This is a genomic window from Microbacterium gorillae (genome assembly GCF_050990725.1).
GTDB lineage: Bacteria > Actinomycetota > Actinomycetes > Actinomycetales > Microbacteriaceae > Microbacterium > Microbacterium gorillae_A.
The window spans coordinates 1,731,807-1,752,842 of the sequence record NZ_CP158844.1; the positions used below are offsets into that span (position 1 = coordinate 1,731,807).

Annotated in this window: 16 protein-coding genes; 7 read left to right on the plus strand and 9 right to left on the minus strand. The window is 69.2% G+C overall.

What is annotated here, in order from left to right; genetic code table 11:
* Positions 1-12: 12 nt before the first annotated feature.
* From ABTV68_RS07605 to ABTV68_RS07615, 3 genes are read right to left on the minus strand one after another with little or no spacing between them, the layout of a single operon-like run.
* The gene (locus ABTV68_RS07605) at positions 13-1,134 is read right to left on the minus strand and encodes an Mrp/NBP35 family ATP-binding protein (RefSeq protein ID WP_433677026.1); all 1,122 of its coding nucleotides are present in this window, start codon (positions 1,132-1,134) and stop codon (positions 13-15) included.
* Complete coding sequence (locus ABTV68_RS07610; protein ID WP_433677571.1) at positions 1,131-1,661, minus strand: DUF1003 domain-containing protein; 531 nt, start codon at positions 1,659-1,661, stop codon at positions 1,131-1,133. Before ABTV68_RS07610 ends, ABTV68_RS07605 begins: the two co-directional genes overlap by 4 nt.
* Positions 1,661-2,947 (minus strand): magnesium transporter, encoded by a 1,287-nt coding sequence (locus ABTV68_RS07615; protein ID WP_433677027.1) that lies wholly within the window; start codon positions 2,945-2,947, stop codon positions 1,661-1,663. Before ABTV68_RS07615 ends, ABTV68_RS07610 begins: the two co-directional genes overlap by 1 nt.
* 148 nt (positions 2,948-3,095) lie before the next feature.
* On the opposite strand from ABTV68_RS07615, the gene ABTV68_RS07620 reads away from it, so the two are divergent.
* Together ABTV68_RS07620 and ABTV68_RS07625 are read left to right on the plus strand one after the other, a co-directional pair.
* Entirely contained in the window at positions 3,096-3,995 is a 900-nt protein-coding gene (locus tag ABTV68_RS07620) for a general stress protein (protein ID WP_433677572.1), read from the plus strand.
* Positions 3,992-4,666 carry an alpha/beta hydrolase family protein gene (locus ABTV68_RS07625; protein ID WP_433677028.1) on the plus strand — a complete coding sequence of 225 codons (675 nt, stop codon included), beginning with the start codon at positions 3,992-3,994 and terminating at the stop codon, positions 4,664-4,666. The genes ABTV68_RS07620 and ABTV68_RS07625 overlap by 4 nt, the downstream gene beginning before the upstream one ends.
* An 85-nt stretch (positions 4,667-4,751) precedes the next feature.
* Here the strand turns inward: ABTV68_RS07625 and ABTV68_RS07630 are convergent, their stop codons facing one another.
* Together ABTV68_RS07630 and ABTV68_RS07635 are read right to left on the minus strand one after the other, a co-directional pair.
* Positions 4,752-6,164, minus strand: a complete 1,413-nt coding sequence (locus ABTV68_RS07630; RefSeq protein WP_433677029.1) for an aminopeptidase P family protein — start codon at positions 6,162-6,164, stop codon at positions 4,752-4,754.
* Positions 6,165-6,197: 33 nt separating this feature from the next.
* Positions 6,198-7,226: an endonuclease/exonuclease/phosphatase family protein gene (locus ABTV68_RS07635; protein ID WP_433677030.1), complete on the minus strand. Its 1,029-nt coding sequence runs from the start codon at positions 7,224-7,226 to the stop codon at positions 6,198-6,200.
* Between the two features lie 64 nt (positions 7,227-7,290).
* Between ABTV68_RS07635 and ABTV68_RS07640 the strand changes: the two genes are divergently transcribed.
* Both ABTV68_RS07640 and ABTV68_RS07645 read left to right on the plus strand, forming a co-directional pair.
* Entirely contained in the window at positions 7,291-8,169 is an 879-nt protein-coding gene (locus tag ABTV68_RS07640) for a PHP domain-containing protein (RefSeq protein WP_433677031.1), read from the plus strand.
* 39 nt (positions 8,170-8,208) lie between these two features.
* Positions 8,209-9,072, plus strand: a complete 864-nt coding sequence (locus tag ABTV68_RS07645) for a DUF817 domain-containing protein (protein WP_433677032.1) — start codon at positions 8,209-8,211, stop codon at positions 9,070-9,072.
* 43 nt (positions 9,073-9,115) lie between these two features.
* Here ABTV68_RS07645 and ABTV68_RS07650 read toward each other — a convergent pair whose 3' ends face one another.
* A complete protein-coding gene (locus ABTV68_RS07650) occupies positions 9,116-10,585 on the minus strand; it encodes a DEAD/DEAH box helicase (RefSeq protein ID WP_433677033.1) in 1,470 nt (489 codons plus the stop codon).
* Positions 10,586-10,787: 202 nt separating this feature from the next.
* Here ABTV68_RS07650 and ABTV68_RS07655 point away from each other — a divergent pair, with 202 nt between their 5' ends.
* Positions 10,788-11,501, plus strand: coding sequence for a ferritin-like fold-containing protein (locus ABTV68_RS07655; RefSeq protein ID WP_433677035.1), 714 nt, complete (start codon positions 10,788-10,790; stop codon positions 11,499-11,501).
* A gap of 68 nt (positions 11,502-11,569) precedes the next feature.
* Here ABTV68_RS07655 and ABTV68_RS07660 read toward each other — a convergent pair whose 3' ends face one another.
* Together ABTV68_RS07660 and ABTV68_RS07665 are read right to left on the minus strand one after the other, a co-directional pair.
* Complete coding sequence (locus ABTV68_RS07660; RefSeq protein ID WP_433677036.1) at positions 11,570-11,860, minus strand: hypothetical protein; 291 nt, start codon at positions 11,858-11,860, stop codon at positions 11,570-11,572.
* Between the two features lies 1 nt (position 11,861).
* Positions 11,862-12,086, minus strand: a complete 225-nt coding sequence (locus tag ABTV68_RS07665) for a DUF3107 domain-containing protein (protein ID WP_433677573.1) — start codon at positions 12,084-12,086, stop codon at positions 11,862-11,864.
* 197 nt (positions 12,087-12,283) lie between these two features.
* On the opposite strand from ABTV68_RS07665, the gene ABTV68_RS07670 reads away from it, so the two are divergent.
* On the plus strand, positions 12,284-15,607 hold the full coding sequence (locus ABTV68_RS07670) for a PD-(D/E)XK nuclease family protein (RefSeq protein WP_433677037.1): 3,324 nt from the start codon (positions 12,284-12,286) through the stop codon (positions 15,605-15,607).
* On the plus strand, positions 15,604-19,125 hold the full coding sequence (locus ABTV68_RS07675; RefSeq protein ID WP_433677038.1) for an ATP-dependent DNA helicase: 3,522 nt from the start codon (positions 15,604-15,606) through the stop codon (positions 19,123-19,125). The genes ABTV68_RS07670 and ABTV68_RS07675 overlap by 4 nt, the downstream gene beginning before the upstream one ends.
* A gap of 114 nt (positions 19,126-19,239) precedes the next feature.
* On the opposite strand, the gene ABTV68_RS07680 is transcribed toward ABTV68_RS07675, so the two are convergent.
* Positions 19,240-20,985 carry a phosphotransferase gene (locus ABTV68_RS07680; protein WP_433677039.1) on the minus strand — a complete coding sequence of 582 codons (1,746 nt, stop codon included), beginning with the start codon at positions 20,983-20,985 and terminating at the stop codon, positions 19,240-19,242.
* Positions 20,986-21,036 lie beyond the last annotated feature (51 nt).

The window sequence follows — 21,036 nt, forward strand, 5'->3', positions numbered from 1 at the left end:
GCCGGTTCGGACTCAGGCCGTGTGGAACGGCAGGGTGCGACGCGCGAGGCCGCGTCCGACGGTGGCAACCCGCTCGGCAAGGCCGATGATCGCGACAGCGGCCGGGTCGGTCGGGTCCGAGACCACCACCGGCTCTCCAGCGTCACCGCCCTGACGCAACGCCATGCTGAGCGGTACGGAGGCAAGGAGCTCGACGGGCTGATCCGGCAGGCTCAGCGCTGCAGCCACGCTCTTGCCGCCGCCGGAGCCGAACATCGCGAACTCCTGACCGTCCGGCAGCGTCATGGGCGACATGGTCTCCACGACGCCGATGACACGCTGCCCGGTCTGACGTGCCACGGTGCCGGATCGAACCGCGACCTCCGCGGCGGCCGGCTGCGGCGTCGTGATCACGAGCACCTCCGCCCCGGGAAGCAGCTGACCCACGGAGATCGCGATGTCTCCCGTGCCGGGCGGCATGTCGAGCAGCAGCACGTCGAGGTCGCCGAAGTGCACGTCCGTGAGGAACTGCTGCACCGTGCGATGCAGCATCGGCCCCCGCCACGCCACGGCACCGTCGCCATCGCGCAGGAACATGCCGATCGAGATCACCTTCACGTCGTGTGCGACCGGCGGCAGGATCATCTCGTCGATCCGCGTGGGAGTGGTCCCGGCGGGAACTCCCAGCAGCCCCGGGATCGAGAAGCCGTGAACGTCGGCGTCGACCAGGCCGACGCGAAGGCCGCGTTGGGCGAGGGCCACGGCCAGATTCGCGGTCATGGTCGACTTGCCCACGCCGCCCTTGCCGCTGGTCACGGCGATCACGCGAGTGAGGGAATCGGGGCCGAACGGCATCGTGCGCGCCGGGCGGCCGTCGCGCAGCCGCTCGGTGAGGGCACGGCGCTCTTCGGGAGTCATCACGCCCACCGTGACATCGACCGACGCAATCCCCGGTACCCGTGCGGCCGCCTCTCGCACTTCACGCTCGATGCGCGTGGCAGCCGGGCAGCCCACGATGGTGAGGGCGATGCCCACCTGGGCGGCATCCTCGGTGACCGTGATGTCGCGCAGCATATCGAGCTCGGCGAGCGTGCGTCGCAGCTCCGGATCGACCACGCCGCCCACGGCGGTGCGGACCTGCTCGGTGAGGCTCACCGCGACTCCTTCTTGGATGCTGTGCTGTCGTGGTGCTCCGCGTTCGCTCGCTCGTCGAGTTCGCTGAGCAGCGCACGCAGCTCGTGGCGGAGCACGTCGCGCGAGACGGACTGCTCGACGAGATCCGTCATCGCCATGCGCAACGCCACGACCTCTCGCGCCAGGTACTCGGTGTCGGCGAGGTTGCGCTCGGCACGCTGCCGGTCCTGCTCGATCTGCACGCGATCGCGGTCGTCCTGCCGGTTCTGCGCGAGCAGGATCAGCGGTGCCGCGTAGGACGCCTGCAGGCTGAGGACCAGGGTGAGCGCGGTGAAGCCGTTGGAGACCTCATCGAAGCGCACCGCGGCGGGCATCAGCGAGTTCCACGCGATCCACGCCGCGCAGAACAGGGTGAGCAGGGCGAGGAACGTGGGAGTTCCCATTGCCCGCGCGATCCACTCGGTGAAGCGCCCGAAGCGGTCGCGGGACTGCTTCGGCTGCGCTCGTCCCCGACGAGCGGGGGAGTCGAGGGCGTTGTCGCGCGCCATCATGCGCCAGACCCCGGAGCGGGGCGGACCACGGGGATCGACCCGGTGGCCTCCTCCTCGTCGTAGGAGCGCCAGTCATCGGGCAGGAGGTAGTCGAGGACATCGTCCACGCTCACGACGCCCACGAGGCGGTGCGCGATGTCGACCACCGGCAGGGACACGAGGTCGTAGGACGCCAGCATGCGCGCGACCTCCGTCGCGGAGGCCGTCGCCTGCACCGGTTCCAGATCGTCCAGGATGGCGCCCAGCCGCTCGTGCGGCGGGTAGCGCAGCATGCGCTGGAAGTGCACCACGCCCAGCAGGCGTCCGGTGGGCGTCTCGTAGGGCGGAAGGGTGACGAACACCGCCGCGGCCAGCGCGGGGTGCAGTTCGTGGCGGCGGATCAGCGCAAGCGCCTCGGCCACCGTGGCCTCCGCCGACATGATGATCGGCTCCGGGGTCATCAGACCGCCGGCGGTGTCGGGGCCGTACTGCAGCAGCGTGCGCACATCCTCGGCCTCTTCGGGCTCCATGAGCTCCAGCAGGTGCTGCAGGCGACCCTCGGGAAGCTGGGCGAGCAGGTCGGCGGCGTCGTCGGGCTCCATCTGGTCGAGGATGTCGGCGGCGCGCTCGTCGCCCAGCTGCTCAAGGATGTGCATCTGCTCGTCCTCGGGCATCTCCTCCAGCACGTCGGCGAGGCGATCGTCCGGGAGCTCCTCCGCGACCTCGATCATGCGCGTCTCAGGAAGGTCAAGGAGGGTGTTGGCGAGGTCGGCAGGCTTCAACTCCGAGTACGAGGCGACCAGCTGCTCGGCGGACTGGGCCTCGCCCGGACGATGCTGCTCGCGTACCTGACCCCACGTCGCGAACGTGGTGGCGCCCTTGGCGAACGGCGACGCGCTGGTCTTCGGACGGCGCAGGAACAGCTGAGTCACGCCCCATTCGCCGATGCGGTTGCGCTCGATGGCCACGTCCTCGATGACCGCGTTGCCGGAGCCGTCGGCCATGTCCACGCGTCGGCCAACCAGCTCGGCGAGCACGCGGACCTCGCCGCCACGCTGTTCGAAGCGGCGGACGTTCATGAGCCCGGTGGTGATCACCTGGCCCTGCGAGATGGACGTCACGCGGCCGATCGAGAGGAACACCTGGCGGCGACCGGGGATCTCGCAGACCAGGCCGATGACGCGGGGCGGGTCGGATTTTCGGTACACCACGACGACATCGCGGACCTTGCCGAGACGATCGCCGGAAGGGTCGAAGACCGTGCAGCCGTGCAGGCGCGCGACGAAAACCCGCTGAGTACTCACGCTCTCAGCGTAGTCGCCGAATGCTGGGCTCCCGGGGGATCGAAAGGTGCGCATGGAAGAATGGACGAAGAGCGCGGTGAGGGCGTGGCGCCACAGCTGTGGTGCCGGTCATCGCGAACGCTGACGGAGGAGAGACAGACCAGTGAGCATGATGGGCCCCCTGGGCGGCAACACGGAGGTCGGCGAGGTCGTCGGGTCGTTCCCCGAGTACACGGGCGCGCAGAAGGCGGTCTCGGCGCTCATCCAGGCTGAGATCCCGGCACGCGAGATCGCGATCGTGGGCCGCGGTCTGCGCTCGATCGAGCGCATCACCGGCAAGCTGGGCTACGCCACGGCAGCGCGTCAGGGCGCTGTGAACGGCATCTTCCTTGGCCTGATCTTCTCGCTGGTGCTCACGTTCGGCGTCGAGCAGAACCTGATGCAGCTGTTCCTCGGCTGCATGGTGGTGGGCGTGGCGCTCGGCATGCTGATGAGTCTGATCGCCTACACGCTCATCCGTCGTCGTCGCGACTACGCCAGCGTCATGCAGGTGGTCGCGGATCACTACGAGGTGACCGTGATGCCCACCAGCATCCACAAGGCACGGCAGGTGCTCGGCACCGCACCGGGTGGGCACCGTCCCCCCGCTCGACCGGCCGCGCCTGCCTCGAACGAGCCGCCGCGCTACGGCGAGCGCGTTGATCCGGCGGCGACGCGCCCCGCGGCGCAGCCGCCCGCGGCTCCGGCATCCCGCCCATCACCGGCGAATGAGCCGCCGCGGTATGGCGTGCGGGTCGATCCGTCGGAGCGTCCGGCCACGGCTCAGCCACCGGCGCCACCCGCTCCCAGCCCGGCCGCGTCCGGGCCGGAGCAGCCGCCCCGCTTCGGCGTGCGAGTGGATCCGGTGACCGGTGCGTCGGCTGACGAGGCTCCGGCCCCGGAGAGCCAGGCACCCACCGAGGCGTCTGCGCCTGCCACCGATGCGGCTCCCGCGGATTCGGTCGGCCCGGCTCCCTCTGAGGCATCCGCCGGCGAAACATCGAACGACGACTCCGAGCGCAAGCCGTGACGCCCAGCGCCACGTCCACGATCCCCGTTCTGCTGCCCGCCGGAACGGAGATCGCGATCCACATCGCCGTCGAACCAGTGGTCGATGCCCGCGCGACGCTCATCCTCGCCCACGGCGCGGGATCGACGATGGATCACGGCTTCCTGGTCGGGATGGCGGCCGCGCTGCGGGGAAGCGGTATCGCCACCGTGCGCTTCAACTTCCCCTACGTCGAGGCTGGTCGGCGGATGCCGGGGCCCGCGACGCATGCGCTCGCCACGTGGGAGGCTGTGGCCGCGCATGTCGACCAGCACCCCGAGCTGTCGGGGCCGACCTGGTTCGCCGGTCGTTCATACGGCGGGCGGATGGCATCGATGGCCGTAGCCGAGGGACTCCCCACGGCGGGCCTGATCTATCTGGGCTACCCCCTTCATGCACCGGGAAAGCCGGAAGCCCCGCGCGCCGATCACCTGCCGAGGATTGCGCAGCCTCAGCTGTTCATCTCCGGCACGCGCGATCCGTTCGTCGATCCTCACTCCCAGCTGGAAGAGGCGGTCGCGGCCTGCATCAACGCGCAGTTGCACTGGGTCGACGGCGGAACGCACGGCTTCGAGGTCAAGGGAAACAAGCGAACGGCGGACGTGATCGGTGCCGAGCTGGCACCAGTCGTGAGCGACTTCATCCTGAGCTGAACGAGGGTCGTCGGCTGACACCGGGGAAGCACGAAACGCCCGCGCGAGGGAACTCCTCGCGCGGGCGTTGTCATGAATGGGCGTTTCAGCCGTGCTGCACGCGTGCCATCCAGGCTTCCACCTCGTCGGCGGTGCGCGGGATCGCGGCCGAGAGGTTCTCAGCACCGTCCGCGGTCACCAGGATGTCGTCCTCGATGCGCACGCCGATGCCGCGGTACTCCGCGGGAACGGTCAGATCGTCCGCCTGGAAGTACAGTCCGGGCTCGATCGTGAAGACCATGCCCTCCTCGATGGTGCCGTCGTAGTACATCTCGCGACGGGCTGCGGCGCAGTCGTGCACGTCGATGCCGAGGTGGTGGCTGGTGCCGTGGACCATGTAACGCCGGTGCTGTCCGCCCCGATCCGCGTCCAGCGCCTCTTCGGCGGTGACGGGAAGCAGGCCCCACTCGGCCACGCGCGCCGCGATCACCGTCATGGCGGTCTCGTGCACCTGGCGGAAGCGGATGCCCGGCTTCACGATGGCGAAGGCGGCATCGGCCGCTTCACGCACAGCCTCGTAGATCTTGCGCTGGATGTCGGTGAAGGTGCCCGACACCGGCAGCGTCCGCGTGATGTCCGCCGTGTACAGGCTGTCGAGCTCGGCACCGGCGTCGACGAGGATGAGGTCGCCGGGACGGACGGCGCCGTCGTTGCGGGTCCAGTGCAGGTACGTGGCGTGGGCGCCCGACGCCGCGATGGTGTCGTAGCCCTCCCAGTTGCCGTCCGTGCGCGCACGCTGGTGGAAGACCCCCTCCACCACCCGCTCACCCTTCGCGTGCGCGATGGCGCGGGGCAGTTCACGGATGATGTCATCGAAACCATCTGCGGTGACTCGCACGGCCTCGCGCATCTGGGCGATCTCGTACTCGTCCTTGACGAATCGCAGCTCGGAGACGAACGAGGTCAGGGCGTCGTCGCTCTCCACGACCAGGTCGCCATCGCGGGCCTCGAAGGAATCGACGTGCGCCGTCCCCAGGCCGAGATCCACTGCGACCGCGCCGAGCGACGGACGAGGGCCGATCCAGAATTCTCCGATCGACGCGTTGGAGTAGAACTCGGACGTGGTGCGGTCGGCGCGCTCACGGAAGTAGAGGGTGGCGGTGTGGCCGTCGTCTGTGGGGTCGAGCACCAGAACGGAGTCGGGCTCCGAGTCGCTTCCCCACCCGGTCAGGTGGCTGAACGCGGAGTGCGCGCGGAAGGGGTAGTCGGTGTCGTTGCTGCGCTGCTTGACGGAACCGGCGGGAATCACGAGACGCTTGCCGGGGAACGCCGCGGAGACGGCGGCACGTCTGCGCGCAGCGAAAGCAGCCTGCTCGCGAGCGGATGCCTGTGCTTCGTCACGCTCGGCCCATCCCTCGGAGATGGTGTCGAGGAACCCCTGCGGGAACGGCTGCTTGCGGTTGCTGACTGCGGGGGTCTCGCTCTCGGCCACGGGGGCCTCGTCACCTGTCGTGCTCATGCCTCCATCCTCTCACGAGGGGGTCGGCGAAGATCAGCCGGTCGGCTCCAGCTGGACGATGAGCGGACGATGATCGCTGCCGGAGTCGTCCAGCGAACGCAGCACCACCGAGCCCGTCGCCGTCCACGACTTCGAGGTCATCACGTGGTCGATTGGAACGCCCGCGAGTGCGGGGATGCCGGTGGGCCAGGTGCCCACGGCACCGTTGCCCGTGACGGCGGCGGCATCGGTGCACTGACCCATCTGCCCCTCACCGGTGCCGAGGGAGGCCATGTGGTCGATCGTGGCGTTGAAGTCCCCGGCCAGGATCACGTTCCCGCCGGCGCACTGATCGGCGATCCACTGCAGATCCTTCTCCCACGCGGACATCTGCGCTGGGCGCGGGGCGACCGCATGGACGGCGACGATCGTCGGACCGTTGCCATCGACGGGCATGGCCACGGCGCTGGGCAGTGAACCCGTGTTGCTGGTGCCGTCCTCCGACGACTGGATCACGGAGTAGTCGCCGAGCTGGGGGGAGATGAGGATGGTGGTCTCCCAGGCCTGCGGACCCTCGTAGTCGGTCTGGTTGAACGAGACGTGCAAGACCCACATCGGGCGGCCCAGGTCGCGCATGGCGACGGCGACGCGCTCGCCCACCGACTCCGCGGTCTCGGGAAGGGAGACGATATCGGCGTCCATGGCCACCGCGGTCTCCGCGATGGTGTCCGCGGGTGTCGCTTCACCCGCCGTGTTCCATGCCATCACGCGCAGGCTCGTCGCGGTCTTGTCCGGCAGCGCCTGCGTGCCGAAACCGCGGACCGCGAGGATCGCACCGTTCGCGCCCGCTCCGATGATGCCGATGATCGCGAGCGAGGCAGCGAATCCGCGGATCGACTTCGCAAAGGAGAGCAGGAGGGCGAGGATGGCCACGCAGACGAAGACGACCGCGAGGAGTCCGCGGGAGGCGACCCCCTGGGCGAACGGGAAGGTGCGCTCGAGATGGAAGAACTGCGGCCACGTCACGATCGCCGTTGCGATCGCGGCGCACACCGTGATCAACAGACCGAGCATTCGCAACACGCTTCCGAGCCTAGGCCGCCCCGCTGAGAGAACGGTCCGCGCACGCCCGCGATACGCTCAGAGGATGACCACCGACGTGCGCTTCCGCGGTCCCGCCGACCTGCACCTGCACTCGTCGCGCTCGGACGGCACCGAGCATCCCCGCGAGGTCATCTCGGCAGCCCACGCGCAGGGATTGCGCACGGTGTCCCTCACCGATCACGACACCACCTCGGGGTGGAGCGAGGCGGCGGCACGCACACGGGAACTCGGCATGACGCTAATCCCGGGCATGGAGCTGTCGACCCGATATCAGTGGCAGAGCATCCACATGCTCGCGTATCTGTTCGATCCCGACGATGCCGACCTTCTCGCCGAGACCGAGCGCATCCGTGAGGACCGCCTCGGACGCGCCGCGCGCATCGTTGGCAACATCGCCGCGGACTACGCACTCACGTGGGACGACGTGCTGGCACAGCGCCTCGAGGATGCGACGATCGGGCGGCCGCACATCGCGGACGCGCTGATCGCCCGCGGCATCGTGCGCGATCGGGAGGAGGCCTTCGCCGGCATCCTGCATCCGCGCACGGGCTATATCGTCCCGCTGTACTCACCCGATCCGCGCGATGCCGTTCGGCTCATCCGCGACGCCGGGGGAGTGCCGATCATGGCGCACCCGGCACCGCACGGTCGCGCCGGCATGCTCCCGATCGCGGTGCTGGAAGAGCTCATCGACCTGGGCCTCGCCGGTTTCGAGATCGACCACCGCGAGAACACCGCCGACGGCAAGCGGGCGCTGCACGCACTGGCCCAGCGACACGGGCTGATCGTCACCGGATCAAGCGACTACCACGGCACCGGCAAACCGAACCGCCCCGGCGAGAACACCACCACCGACGAGAACGTCGTCGCCATCATCAGCCAGGGCTCCGGCACCCCGCCGGTCTATCCACCGGACGCCTGAGTTCGGAATCCTCCCGAATCCGTGCGCTAGGGTCGCCGGGTGCTGAACCCGACGCGGCTCGAAGCCCGAATCGATGCCCGCGCACGCCGACTGCTGGCACGAGCACCACAGACCGGCTGGCGCGGCGCGGCTGTGGAGTTCGCCGTGTTCGTGGCGAAGCAGGCCTGGGCGTGTGTGTTCGGTGCGACGCTGCTGCTGGCCATCATGCTGGTGCGCGTCCTGTATCCGGACGACCTCCCCCTGACGCGCAATGACCTGCTCACCCTCATCGCCGTCGCCATCCAGGTGGTCATGCTGGCCACGCGGCTGGAGGCCGGTCGCGAGGTGTGGGTGATCGTCCTTTTCCACATCACCGGGACGGTGATGGAGCTGTTCAAGACGGACGTCGGCTCCTGGGAGTATGACGCCGGCGGCGTGCTGCGGATCGCGGGCGTCCCGCTGTTCTCCGGGTTCATGTACGCCGCAGTCGGCTCGTACCTGGTGCGCGTGTACCGACTGTTCGATCTCGGATTCGTCCGCTATCCACCCGTGTGGGCGACGGCGATCGTCGCGGCTGCCATCTATGCCAACTTCTTCACGCACCACTGGATCTGGGACCTGCGGTGGGTGCTGACGGCGATCGTCGTGCTGTTGTGGGGCGCGACGGTGATGCACGCACGAGTGTGGCGTCGCACGATCCGACTTCCGCTCGTTCCCGTTTTCCTCGGGGTTGCGGTCTTCATCTGGATCGCCGAGAACATCGGCACGCGGTTCGGCGCCTGGCAGTATCCGGATCAGGCGGACGGATGGCAGCTGGTGTCGCTGTCCAAGCTCTCCAGCTGGGGGCTGCTGATGATCATCTCCGTCGTGCTCGTGACCCTCGTGTACCCACCACGCCCGCCCATACGTCGGCCGATCGCCTGAACGACGAATCCCGCCGTGCAGGCACGGCGGGATTCGATCTGGCTTACTCGGCAGGAGCGGCGGGCGCTCCGCCCGTCGCACCGCCACCACCAGGACGACGACGGCGGCGACGTCGACGCGCGGGCGCGTTGCCGTCGTGATGCTCAGAACCGCCACCGTCGTGGGTACCGGTGCCTTCGGCACGCGGGGCCGCCGCTGTCGCGGTCGCACCCTCGGCGGACGACCCGCCGCTGCGGCGACGGCGACGCGACCGACCCTCGCCGGAGCGGCTCTCACCGCCAGCTGCATCGGAGCGGCGCGGCGTGCGCACGGTGGCCGTCGCCGGTGCCTTCACGATGCGACCCTTAGTTCCCTCGGGAATGTCCAGGTCGGTGTACAGGTGGGGGCTGGAGGAGTAGGTCTCCGTGGGCTCGGGCTGGCCGAACTCCAGCGCACGATTGATGAGGGCCCACTTGTGCAGGTCCTCCCAGTCGACGAAGGTCACCGCGGTGCCGGTGCGGCCAGCGCGGCCCGTGCGACCCGCGCGGTGCAGGTAGGTCTTCTCGTCGTCCGGGATCGTGTGGTTGATGACGTGGGTGACGTCGTCAACGTCGATGCCGCGCGCCGCAACGTCGGTGGCGATGAGAACGTCGCGCTTGCCTGCCTTGAACGCGGCCATGGAGCGCTCGCGCGACTCCTGGCTCATGTCGCCGTGTACGGCCGCTGCGTTGAATCCGCGGTCGCCGAGCTCATCCACGAGCTTCTGTGCTGCACGCTTGGTGCGGGTGAAGATGACGACCTTCTCGCGTCCGTTCGCCTGCAGGATGCGGGAGATGATCTCGTCCTTGTCCAGCGAGTGCGCACGGTAGATGACGTGCTTGATGTTCGCCTGCGTCAGACCCTCGTCCGGGTCGGTGGCGCGGATGTGGATCGGGCTGCTCATGAACCGGCGCGCGAGAGCGACGATCTGCCCCGGCATGGTCGCCGAGAACAGCTGCGTGTGGCGGATCGCCGGAACGCGCTGGAAGATCTTCTCGATGTCGGGAAGGAAGCCGAGGTCGAGCATCTTGTCGGCCTCGTCGAGGACCACCTCGGTGGCCTGCGACAGATCCAGCAGACGCTGGCCGGCGAGGTCGATCAGGCGGCCAGGGGTGCCCACGACGATCTGCGCGCCCGCCTTCAGCTGCTCGATCTGTCCCTCGTACGCCTTGCCGCCATAGATCGCGACGACGGTCGTGGAACGGTTGGAGGTCAGCAGCTCCATGTCCTCGTACACCTGCACCGCCAGCTCGCGCGTGGGAACGACGATGAGCGCCTTCACACCGGGGGTGGGGTCCTGGCCGAGGCGCTGAACCACGGGGATTCCGAACCCGAAGGTCTTGCCGGTTCCGGTCTTGGCCTGACCGATCACGTCTTGCCCGGGCAGGGACAGCGGAATGGTCTGCTCCTGGATCGGGAACGCATCGATGATGCCCTTGGCGCCCAGGGCATCGACGATGTCCTGATCGACGCCGAGATCGGCGAAAGTAGTCACTGTTATTCGAGCCTGTCTGGCAGTGAGCCTGCCGGGATGGAGGTTCCACGCCCTTCTCTCAGCCACAGGCGCGGCGCTCCGATCCGACGCCGGAGCGCATCCAGCCTACCGGAGGCGGCTGCGAGAGCTCCGGATGACGCGCTTCAGGGGCCGGTCCAGCCGGATTCTCTGTCTGCGACGACACTCCCAGTAGGCTGGGCGCGTGGTGAACTGGTTCTGGAAGCGGCGACCCGCCGGGCGCACCCTTCTGCTGCGCGGGCGCGACGAGTTGAGCGATGCGCAGCGCGTCGACTTCTCGGAGCTCGCGCCCGAGATCGATACCTTTCTCGGACAGGCGGCCTACCTGCAATTGGGATACTTCGAGACGCTCAGCCGGCTGATCCGCAACACCCCGGATCTGGACGAGAAGGAAGCACTCTCCAAGGCGGCTGGCGCGGCACTCACCAAGCATCAGGGCCTGTGCGAGGTGATCACCTCCCGCGGCGAAGTCCCCACCGACGTGATGCTCCCCTTCCGCGAGGAACTGGATGCATTCCGCTGGAAGACGATCGGCAAACGGCCCCGCGAGACCATGCTGTCCGTACACATCACCGCGGGGATGCTGGACGACTTCTACATCGCGCTGGCTTCCAGCTATGGCGAGACCGGCCGCCGAGTCGTCCGAATCCTCGGCGCGGACCCCGATCGGGAGGCGATCGCCGAGATCCTCCGGCACACCATCTCCGCCGACGACGAGTGGCGCTGGCTGCTGTCGCTGTGGGGACGACGCCTGGTGGGGGACACCCTGCTCGTCGCCCGCGCCGCGCTTCGACCCGCCCGACTGGACTCAGACGAGGAGAAGCAGGTCGAGCCGGTGTTCACGGCCCTGATGGCGAGCCACGCGAAGCGCATGGACGCACTCGGGCTCGCTTCCTGAACCGCGGATCTCACCGACCCACAGAAAAAGGACCCGCACTTCGGTGCGGGTCCTTCCATGAAGCGTGCTCAGGCGATGCCGAGACGCGCATCCTCCGCGGCGTCGTGCGACAGGCGCTGGCGCGTGAGGATGACCGTGCCGAGGACGGCGACCACGATGGCCGCTCCGAGGCTGGCCACCCACATCCAGACGCTCGACTCCGCCACTCCCGACCAGGTGAGGGCGGTGTAGACGATCGCTGCGGCTGCTCCGCCGAGCGCGCCGCTGACGACGACACCGCGCGATGCGCGCGCGGGAAGCATCGCGTGGGCGGCGGCGCCGAGCAGGATGCCGCCGATGACAGCGAGAAGGATGTACATATCAGGCCACGAACCCGACGCGGCGCGACTCCTCGGTGCCGATCTCGATGTAGGCGAGCGATGCCGTGGGCACGATGTAGGCGTTGCCCTTGTCGTCGCTGAAGTTCACGGAGGCGGCCTTCGACTCCAGCGCCTCGGCGACGGCGCTTCGCACGTCGTCTGCGGACTGGGAGGTTTCGAAGCTGAGCTCGCGACCGATGTTGGCGATGCCGATGCGGATCTCCACGTTGTGTCCCTTCTCTGCCCCGAAAGGGGCGAACATCCACAGCCTATGACACCGGTCGGACCTCACGCCGCGTGCACGCTCAGGGCGAACGCGCGCGTGGTCGATCCGGGTAACGGACGGTGCGGATCGCCGCGCGCGAAGCGGGGAACGGCCCCTTGGGGTCCCGCAATGTCCGACCGTCCCGCTAGCGTGGTCACATGAGCACCGACACCACCACGTCGCCACGGAAACAGGGGGCGACGGTGGGATCGGCGGCCGCGGCAGACGAGTTGGACCCGCGTCAGCATGCGGTCGTTGCGCTGCCCGCGACGGCCGACGCCGTGGTGATCGGCGCTCCGGGCACCGGGAAGACGACCACGCTTCTCGCCCGGGCGCGGCAGCTGCTCGCCAGCGGAGAACGAGGCACTGACGAGCTGCTGGTGCTCACCCCGTCGCGTCTCACCGCCACACGGCTGCGCGACGATCTCGGGCTGTCGGTGGGACGGGCGACGCCGGGTGCGCTGGCACGATCCCTCGGGTCGCTCGCGTTCCAGATCGTTCGCGCGGCGATGGTCCGTGACGGTCGGCCGGCCCCGCAGCTGCTCACGGGCGCCGACCAGGACCGCATCGTCGCGGATCTGCTGCACGGCGATGAACAGGACGCCCAGGAGAGCGGGGGATCATCGCGCTGGCCGGACGAGCTTCCCGCCGCCGCACGCAACGCGAAGGCGTTCCGTTCCGAGTTGCGCACCGTGATCGACGAGTGCACGGAGCTCGGACTCGCTCCGGCGGAGTTGGCCCTTCTCGGGGAGAGGTGGAATCGACCCGTGTGGACCGCCGCGGCGGGGTTCATCGCGGACTACCGCGACGTGACCGCCCGGATGCGCGCCGCGCACCGCGACGCTGCCGATCTGCTTGCTGAGGCGGCGGCCATCGTGCGTGCCGCGCCGTCGGGGTCGGCGGCACTCGCGGCGCTCGGTCCGATCGCGCGGTTGAAGACCGTGCTGATCGATGACGCGCAGGAGCTCACGCGCGGGGCCATCGGTCTCATCGAGGCGCTGCGGTCGCGCGGCGTCGCCGTGGTGGCCTTCGGCGACCCGGACATCGGCTCTGGCGCGTTTCGCGGGGTGACGCCGGAGCTGTTCGCGCAGCTGGCCGTGCTGCTCGGCGACGTTCATGTCCTCGACGAGGCTCATCGAGCGACACCCGCGATCTCGCGACTGGTGCGGGTGGTCACCCAGGCGATCGGAGTGGGTGGTCGCGTGGAACACCGTCGTGCACCGGGGGACGAGCTTGCCGACCCGCGAGTCGGGGCGCTCATTGCGGCCAGTCCCTACGAGGAGGCCGATGCGATCGCCCGCACCCTGCGCGACTGGCATCTTGTCAGCGGAGTCGAGTGGTCGCGCATGGCGGTGATCGCTCACGACACCCGCCAGGTCTCCTCGCTGGAGACCGAGTTGGCGGCCCGTGAAGTGCCCACCCGGGCGGCGGGTGTGCAGCGTCCACTCGGACGTGAGGTCGTCGTGCGTCAGCTTCTCGAGGTGCTGGAGCTCGGCATCCAGGCACCCGAGGACCGTGATCCGGAGAAGCTGGCGGGGGCGCTTCTCTCGCCGTTCGGTGGTCTTGATGCGGTCGGCTTGCGCCGCCTGCGCGCGGCGCTGCGTCATCGAGAGCTTGCCGACGGCGGCACCACGGCGGCGGGAGAGCTGCTGCGGTCGGCGTTCGAGCACCCGTTGGAGTTCGGCCTGCTGGAAGGAGCGGAAGCGTTCGCGGCGGAGCGCCTCGCCACCACGCTGGTGCGCGTGGCCGAGGCCCATCAGCGGGGCGAGACCGTGCACGAGTTGCTGTGGCTGATCTGGGACCGGTCGCGTCGTGCCGGCGAGCGTCTCGCCGATGCCTGGCGGCGGATCGCTACCACCCCCGGTCCGTTCGCCGCTGAGACGGGCCGCGCACTGGACGCCCTGGTGGCGCTGTTCGAGGCGGCGAAGCGTGCCGTGGAGCGGGGAACCGATGCCGATCCCGCCGCCTTCATCCGCAACCTGCTGGGCAGTGATGTCCCCGAAGACACGCTGGCAGCGCCGGAGAGTGTGCAGACCGTCGCGGTCATGACGCCCGCGACCGCCCTGGGCACGGAGTTCGACGCTGTCGTCATCGCGGGCGTGCAGGACGGGGTGTGGCCCAATGTGCGCCTGCGCGGCGGTCTGCTGGATAGCTGGTTGCTGGCGGACGCCGTCGTCGCCGCACGCGCGGGCGACTCGTCCACGAGCGTGCCGCCCGTCGCCGAGCGTCGGCGCTGGGCGCTGCACGACGAGCTCCGCCTTTTCGTTCGAGCCGTCTCTCGTGCCCGCACCCATCTGCTGGTCACCGCGGTCGACGACGATGACACCGGACCCAGCGCGCTGTTCGGGTTTCTTCCGGAGCCGAGGCGCACCGACGATGATCGTGCCAGCGGCCACCCGCTCACCCTGCGTGGTCTGGTCGCCCGCTACCGCCGCGAGCTCACCGCGCCGGCGACCCCGGCACCCCAGCGCATCGTCGCCGCCGGTCAGCTCGGTGCTCTCGCGGCCGCCGGCGTCCCCGGTGCCGCGCCCGCGCAATGGTACGGGCTTGCGCCGGCATCGAGCTCCGCTCCGCTGCGGGACCCTGACCTGGCGCCGGTGCCGGTGTCGCCCTCTCGCATGGAGAACTTCGAGTCCTGCGGCGTGGACTGGGCCATCCGCTCCCTGGGCGGAGACACCCGAACGTCCTCCCAGGGACTCGGGACCATCCTGCATGCCGCGATGGAGGAGGTCGCGGACGGCGACCTCGCCGAACTGCAGCGGGTCGTGGACGAGAGGTGGGGAGAACTGGAGTTCGAGGCGGAGTGGCTTTCCACGAAGGAGAAACGATGGGCGCGCACGCTGGTGGAGCGGCTGCACCTCTATCTGCTGCGCTTCCGATCCGTCGGAGCGCAGCGCGTGGGCGCGGAGGCACCGTTCGAACTGGCGATCCCGCTCGATGAGGAGGCGGGGGCTGAGCACGTGATCGTGCGGTCCCTCGACGCGGAGCGATCGGACCTGAAGCCCGGCGTCCCGTATGCGGTGCTGCGCGGCAGCATCGACCGTGTCGAGGTCTATCCGCCTGGCGTCGGTGAGAACATCCCGCAGGATCCGGATCGTCCCGATGCGTCGCGGGCCATCGTGGTCGATCTCAAGACGGGGCGCAGCGAGAGCCGCGTGCGCGACGACCTCGTCGAGGACGATGCACAGCTTGCTGCCTACCAGCTCGCCGTGGGGGCAGGGGCCATCGCGGGAGCGCACCCCGACGATGCCGCGGGGGCGCGCCTCCTCGTCCTCAGTCAGACGCTCAAGGGCACGCACTGGCGGATCGCGCATCAGGCGCCCCTGGGACCGGAGACCGCAGACGCGTTCGTCCAGCGCGTGGTCGCCGACGCGCGGGGGATGGCGTCCGCGGCATTCACGGCCAACATCGACCAGCACTGCCGGGTCGATCGCTTCGCGATCTGCGGCATTCACACGGTGAAGGCGGTGAGCGCCTCATGACGCTCCTCGGCACCGCAGCGGGTACCGACTGGTCCGGGGCACTGGGGCTGTCGGCGGCCACGATCGCCGCAGCGCTCGGACTTCCCACACCCACGCCGGCACAGCAGGAGGTCATCGAGGCGCCGCCGTCTCCGGCGCTGGTCGTGGCCGGTGCCGGGTCCGGCAAGACCGAGACGATGGCCGGCCGCGTGGTGTGGCTGGTGGCCAACGGGCACGTGCGTCGCGACGAGGTGCTCGGCCTCACTTTCACGCGTAAGGCGGCGGGTGAGCTGGCCGAGCGCATCATGACCAGACTCCACCGCATCGACGCCTTCGGCCGTCGCGGGTTGCTTCCGCATCTGGAAGAGATCGTCGCCACGGGCGTGCTGGCGCAGACGCCCGCGGATGAGCTCCCTGTCCTGCTCGATCGCCTGGCCCGTCGATACGCAACCGGCTGGGACACGACACGCGGGCTCGTGGGCGGAGAAGAGCTGCTGCGACCGCGGGTCGCGACGTACAACGCCTTCGCCGACGCGATCGTGCGCGAACACGCGGCACGGATCGGGCGGGATGCTGAGGCCTCCCTGCTCAGTCAGTCCGGGTCGTGGCTGCTCGCGCGTTCGGTGGTCATCCGCAGCGCGGATCCGCGTTTGGCCGATCGCGACAACGCGCTGTCGACGATGATCGACGCGGTGCAGAAGCTGGCCGACGATGCGCTGGACAACCGCGCCGACCTCGACGAGGTCGCCGCGTACGGATCCGCATTCGCCGACCGCCTGGAGCCCTACATCAAGACGGACGTCACCCCTGCGAACACGGAGAACGCCTGGGCGGCCGGGCGGGGACTGCCCATCATCGCCGGTCTCGCTCAGGACTATGCCCGCGCGAAGGAAGCTCAGGGCGTCCTCGATTTCGCCGATCAGGTGTCCGGTGCGTTGGAGATCATCGAGACCAGTCCGCAGATCGCCGAGGAGCTGCGAGATCAGTACCGTGTCGTGCTGCTGGACGAGTATCAGGACACCTCGGTGCTGCAGACCCGCCTGCTGGCCTCGATCTTCCACGATCACGCGGTGATGGCCGTCGGTGACCCGCACCAGTCGATCTACGGCTGGCGCGGGGCGAGCGCCGACAACCTCGAGGCCTTCGGGTCCGCGTTCTCCCGCGACATCTCGCACCGCACGTATGAGCTGATGATCAGCTGGCGCAACGACGTGTCGATCCTCGCGTCGGCCAATGCTCTCCTCGGTCCGCTGCGCGGACCCGACCGTCTCGAGGTCGGTGAACTGCAACCGCGTCCGGGTGCCGGCGAGGGGATCGTAGACCACGTCTGGGCCGAGACCATCGATGACGAAGCCGAAGCTGTGGCGGAGTGGTTCGAGCGGGTGCGAGCCGAATACGCCGCGCGGGACGGAGATCGCGAGCACACGGGTGCGATTCTGTTCCGAGCCAAGAAGCACATGCAGCTGTTCGCGGACGCGCTCGACAAGCGTGGCATCCCACATCGCATCCTCGGGCTCGGCGGCCTGTTGTCCACGCCCGAGGTCACCGATGTGGTCGCCGCGCTGCGCGTCGTGCACGACCCGTCCGCCGGGTCTTCGCTCATCCGCCTGCTGGTCGGGCCTCGCTTCGCCGTCGGTGTCGCAGACATGGCCGCGCTGCACACCCTGGCCACCACGCTGTCGCGCCGCGGTGCCGACGGGACGCGCTTCTCCGACGAGATGCTGGCTCGCTTGCGGGGGTCAGCAGGGGCGGATGAGCAGCTGTCGATCGTCGACGCGCTGGATGTCGTGCGTTCCCTGCGCCCCGACCACCCGCTGCTGTCAGGTTTCACCGATACGGGCCGAGAACGCCTGCGTGAGGCGGGCGACATGTTCGACCGTCTCCGGCGCTCCAGCGGTCAGTCCGCCCCGGAGCTCATTCGTCTGATCGAGGCGGAGCTGCGTCTGGACATCGAGCTGGCGGCGAACGAGTCCCGCGGCCCGGCACGCGTCGCGTCAACGCAGCTTCGCGCCTTCGGTGACGAGGTTCGGGCCTTCCTCGATGCCGATGAACGGGGAACCATCGGCAGCCTGCTCGCCTGGCTCGCCCACGCCGAGGACACCGATGAGCTCATGCCTCGGCCCGAGCCGCCCCAGCCCGGGGTGGTCCAGCTGCTCACCATTCACGGCGCGAAGGGCCTCGAGTGGGACGCCGCCGCGGTGGTGCGCCTCGTCGAAGACGAGTTGCCGAAGAGCCCACGAACCACCATGGGCTGGTTGTCGCTCGGCACCCTGCCCTTCGAGTTCCGCGGTGACCGCGATGCGCTTCCCGAGCTCGTGATCCCGACGAGCGAGGGTGTCACCCGTACACACATCAACAAGGCGATCGACGACTTCAAGAAGGCGAACAAGGCCTACCAGGAGGAGGAGGAACGGCGCCTCGCCTACGTCGCGGTCACACGCGCTCGCTCCCGCCTGCTGCTGACCGGTGCGGCGTGGGGAGGGCAGACGCGCGCACGCGTTCCCAGTCGCTACCTGCAGACGATGCTGGAGGCCATCGGAGCCGAGGAGCTGCCGACCGAGCGCGCGGAGGGGGAGAACCCGATCCAGCATGGCGGTCGTACGATGACCTGGCCGCTCGACGCGCTCGGCGGCCGGCGGTCGGCCGTGGAGGCGGCTGCGACACTCGTGGCGGCGACACCGCCCGCCGAGCCGTCGCCCGAGCTCGCACGCCTCCTGCGCGAGCGCGAGCTGCGCGCTCAGATCCCCGTCGTCCCGGCCCCCACCCGAATTCCCGCGTCCATGTTCAAGGACTACGTCACGGGGTTCCGTCGCACCACGGATGCCCTCGTGCGCCCGCTGCCCGAACGGCCGTACCCCCAGACCCGCATCGGCACCGACTTCCATGCGTGGATCGAGCACCTCTACGAGATGGTGGGCTCCGGCACGTCACTGGACGATGCGCTCTGGGAGAGCGACAGCGACAACGCTGGCGACATCTTCGTCGTCGACACGGGCGATGACCTGCTCTCGGAAGGCGGAACGTCGGAGTCGGATGCCCTCGCGGGCGAGCGGCAGACGGTTCCCGGAGCCGGGAGCGAACCGAGCGCGGAAGCGGAGCACGACTCGGAACTCGCCCGACACCAGCGTAACTTCCTGCGTTCGGAATGGGCGGGGCTTCGTCCGCTGGAAGTCGAGAGTGAGGTGAACTACGTGATGCGCACCCCCGCGGGTGGCGAGCACATCATGATCTGCAAGCTCGACGCCGTCTTCCGACGCGAGGATCGAGGCGGACGCATCGAGATCGTCGACTGGAAGACGGGACGGCCGCCGGCGACACCACGGGAGCGCCAGGAGCGTCTGCTGCAGCTCGCGCACTACCGCGTGGCGTACCACCACGCGCGCGGGGTTCCTCTGGAGGACATCGACGTCGCACTCTTCTACGTCGGCCACGAGCTGGTGCTGCGTCCCGAGCAGGTCTACACCGAGGAGGAGCTCGCCGTGCTGTGGGATGAGGCCGCCGCCGCGTCCCCGGACGGCAGCGCCGTGGTCACGAACTGACGGGCGGTGCGCCCGGCGCCGACTGACGCGCAACAGTGCGCGGGTCGGCGTGCGCATCTTCACGGGTGTCTCTGCGGACACGCACCCGTGCGAGGCGGGCAGAGCTCGGGCGGACTAGTCCTCCTGCGCCCAGCGGCGGAACGCCGCCTGCGCGGCGCGCTCGGCTTCCTCCAGATCGCGAGACACACGATCGGCGGCGTCCGGCGGGAAGATCAGGGGACCGGAATCGGTGAGTCTGTTGTCTTCGCGGGCATCGGTCAGCACCTCGTCATCGGAGACCAGGGCGACACTGCCGGTGACTGCCGCTTCCGGGACGGGGCTCAGCGCGGATGCAGCGGTCACCTCATCGCTGCCAGAGGAGCTGCGCGGGGAGGCCGATCCGGGTACCTCGTCGAAGAACGCAGGATCGAGAGCCTGTGTGTCGTTCGGGTCCGCGTGTTGCCTGTCGGAATCGCGCGAGTCCGGGCGGGTTGCATCCGAGTGAGCGTCGCTGCCCGGATCGGCATCGAGTTCAACACGATCGACCCGCACTCGCGCGTCGTCGTAGTAGGACGGATCCAGTGCCTGCGTGGCGTTCGGATCGCCGGCCGTATCGCCCAGTTCAACACGATCGACCCGCACTCGCGCGTCGTCGTAGTAAGACGGATCCAGTGCCTGCGTGGCGTTCGGATCGGCGTCGATCTCAACCGCATCGACGCGGCGGCGATCGTCGTCGTAGTACGACGGATCGAGCGCCTGCGTCGCCTGGGGGTCATCGGCGAAGAAGCCGCCGGACAGTGCCGACGTCTCCGTGACGTTGGAGCCGAGGAAAGCGAGGTCCGCCGGGTCATAGGTGTCCGTGTGCATCGACGTGTCCACGCCGGGCGGGGTCGTCTGCGGAACCGTGCGCAGCGCAGCGAGAGCATCATCGATGTCCGCCTTGGCCGTGCGGGGTCGCAGATCATCGTCTCGGACGTCCTCGGCGAGTGTGTCCAGCATGGCGGCGGCATCGTCGACCACGTTCGCCTCCCGCGTGTCCCGGCCGTGGAGCAGCCATCGCGCCACGTCGAGTTCCGAGTGCAGGCGAGCCCGCGCGAGGATCATCTCATCGGGGGCACGGTGGGAGGCGGCGATGTAGGACTGGTACACCGAGTCGATGGCATCCGGGGCGAACATGAGGAACTGCAGATCCACGGCGGGATCGGTGACCTGAAGGGCATGCCAGTCGATCACTCCCGACACGGTCGGGACACCGTCGCGGTCCTCGTATACGAAGGCGGATGCCGTCGCGCCCCCGAGCGTGACGGCAGGTTCGAACTGCCACATGGTGTCGTCATCCAGGACGTCCCGCCAGCGCACCATGAGTCGCACCGGCACGCGGCCCGTCGCCGAGGACTCGTCGAGGACGCGCCGGGCATCCTGGCGGACCTGTTCCGCCGTGCGGTGGGGGAGTCCGGCGTTGCGGACGAAGGACGCGGGCAACGCATGAACGGCCGCGAGAGTCTCACCGATCGATGCGGCGACGCCACGCCCGGGCGGGATCTCGTCCGCGTCCACCTGGTAGCCCGGGACGAACGAGGTGACGAACACACGACGACCGTCCAAGGGGCCCACACCGAGAAATCGCGGCACCTCGAAATCGAGGAGAGCGCGGACGCCGTCCGTGAGGGCGCGCAACGCCAGCGCCTCCGAGGCGAGCTCGACGTCGACCGCTTCGTCGCGCGGGAGGCGAACGACAGCGCGTGTGCCGTCGGTGAGTGTAACCACTGCGGAGTCGTTTCGGCCCTCCCCGTGGGCGGACAGTGCCGTGGTGCCGACGATCTCGACTCCGGGGACTGCGGCCGTGGCCGCCGCGGCTAGAGTGAGAGGAGAGCGTGCCATGTGCTCAGCGTAGGTCGGCCATCGCGGCCCCCGCACACGCCACGCCCGCGA

What these genes read in the sequence shown, in the direction of transcription:
- ABTV68_RS07675 (WP_433677038.1), top strand. Translation starts at nt 15,604, where the DNA reads ATGACGCTCCTCGGCACCGCAGCGGGTACCGACTGGTCCGGGGCACTG.
- ABTV68_RS07630 (WP_433677029.1), bottom strand. Translation starts at nt 6,164, where the DNA reads ATGAGCACGACAGGTGACGAGGCCCCCGTGGCCGAGAGCGAGACCCCC.
- ABTV68_RS07620 (WP_433677572.1), top strand. Translation starts at nt 3,096, where the DNA reads ATGATGGGCCCCCTGGGCGGCAACACGGAGGTCGGCGAGGTCGTCGGG.
- ABTV68_RS07680 (WP_433677039.1), bottom strand. Translation starts at nt 20,985, where the DNA reads ATGGCACGCTCTCCTCTCACTCTAGCCGCGGCGGCCACGGCCGCAGTC.
- ABTV68_RS07640 (WP_433677031.1), top strand. Translation starts at nt 7,291, where the DNA reads ATGACCACCGACGTGCGCTTCCGCGGTCCCGCCGACCTGCACCTGCAC.
- ABTV68_RS07670 (WP_433677037.1), top strand. Translation starts at nt 12,284, where the DNA reads ATGAGCACCGACACCACCACGTCGCCACGGAAACAGGGGGCGACGGTG.
- ABTV68_RS07660 (WP_433677036.1), bottom strand. Translation starts at nt 11,860, where the DNA reads ATGTACATCCTTCTCGCTGTCATCGGCGGCATCCTGCTCGGCGCCGCC.
- ABTV68_RS07610 (WP_433677571.1), bottom strand. Translation starts at nt 1,661, where the DNA reads ATGGCGCGCGACAACGCCCTCGACTCCCCCGCTCGTCGGGGACGAGCG.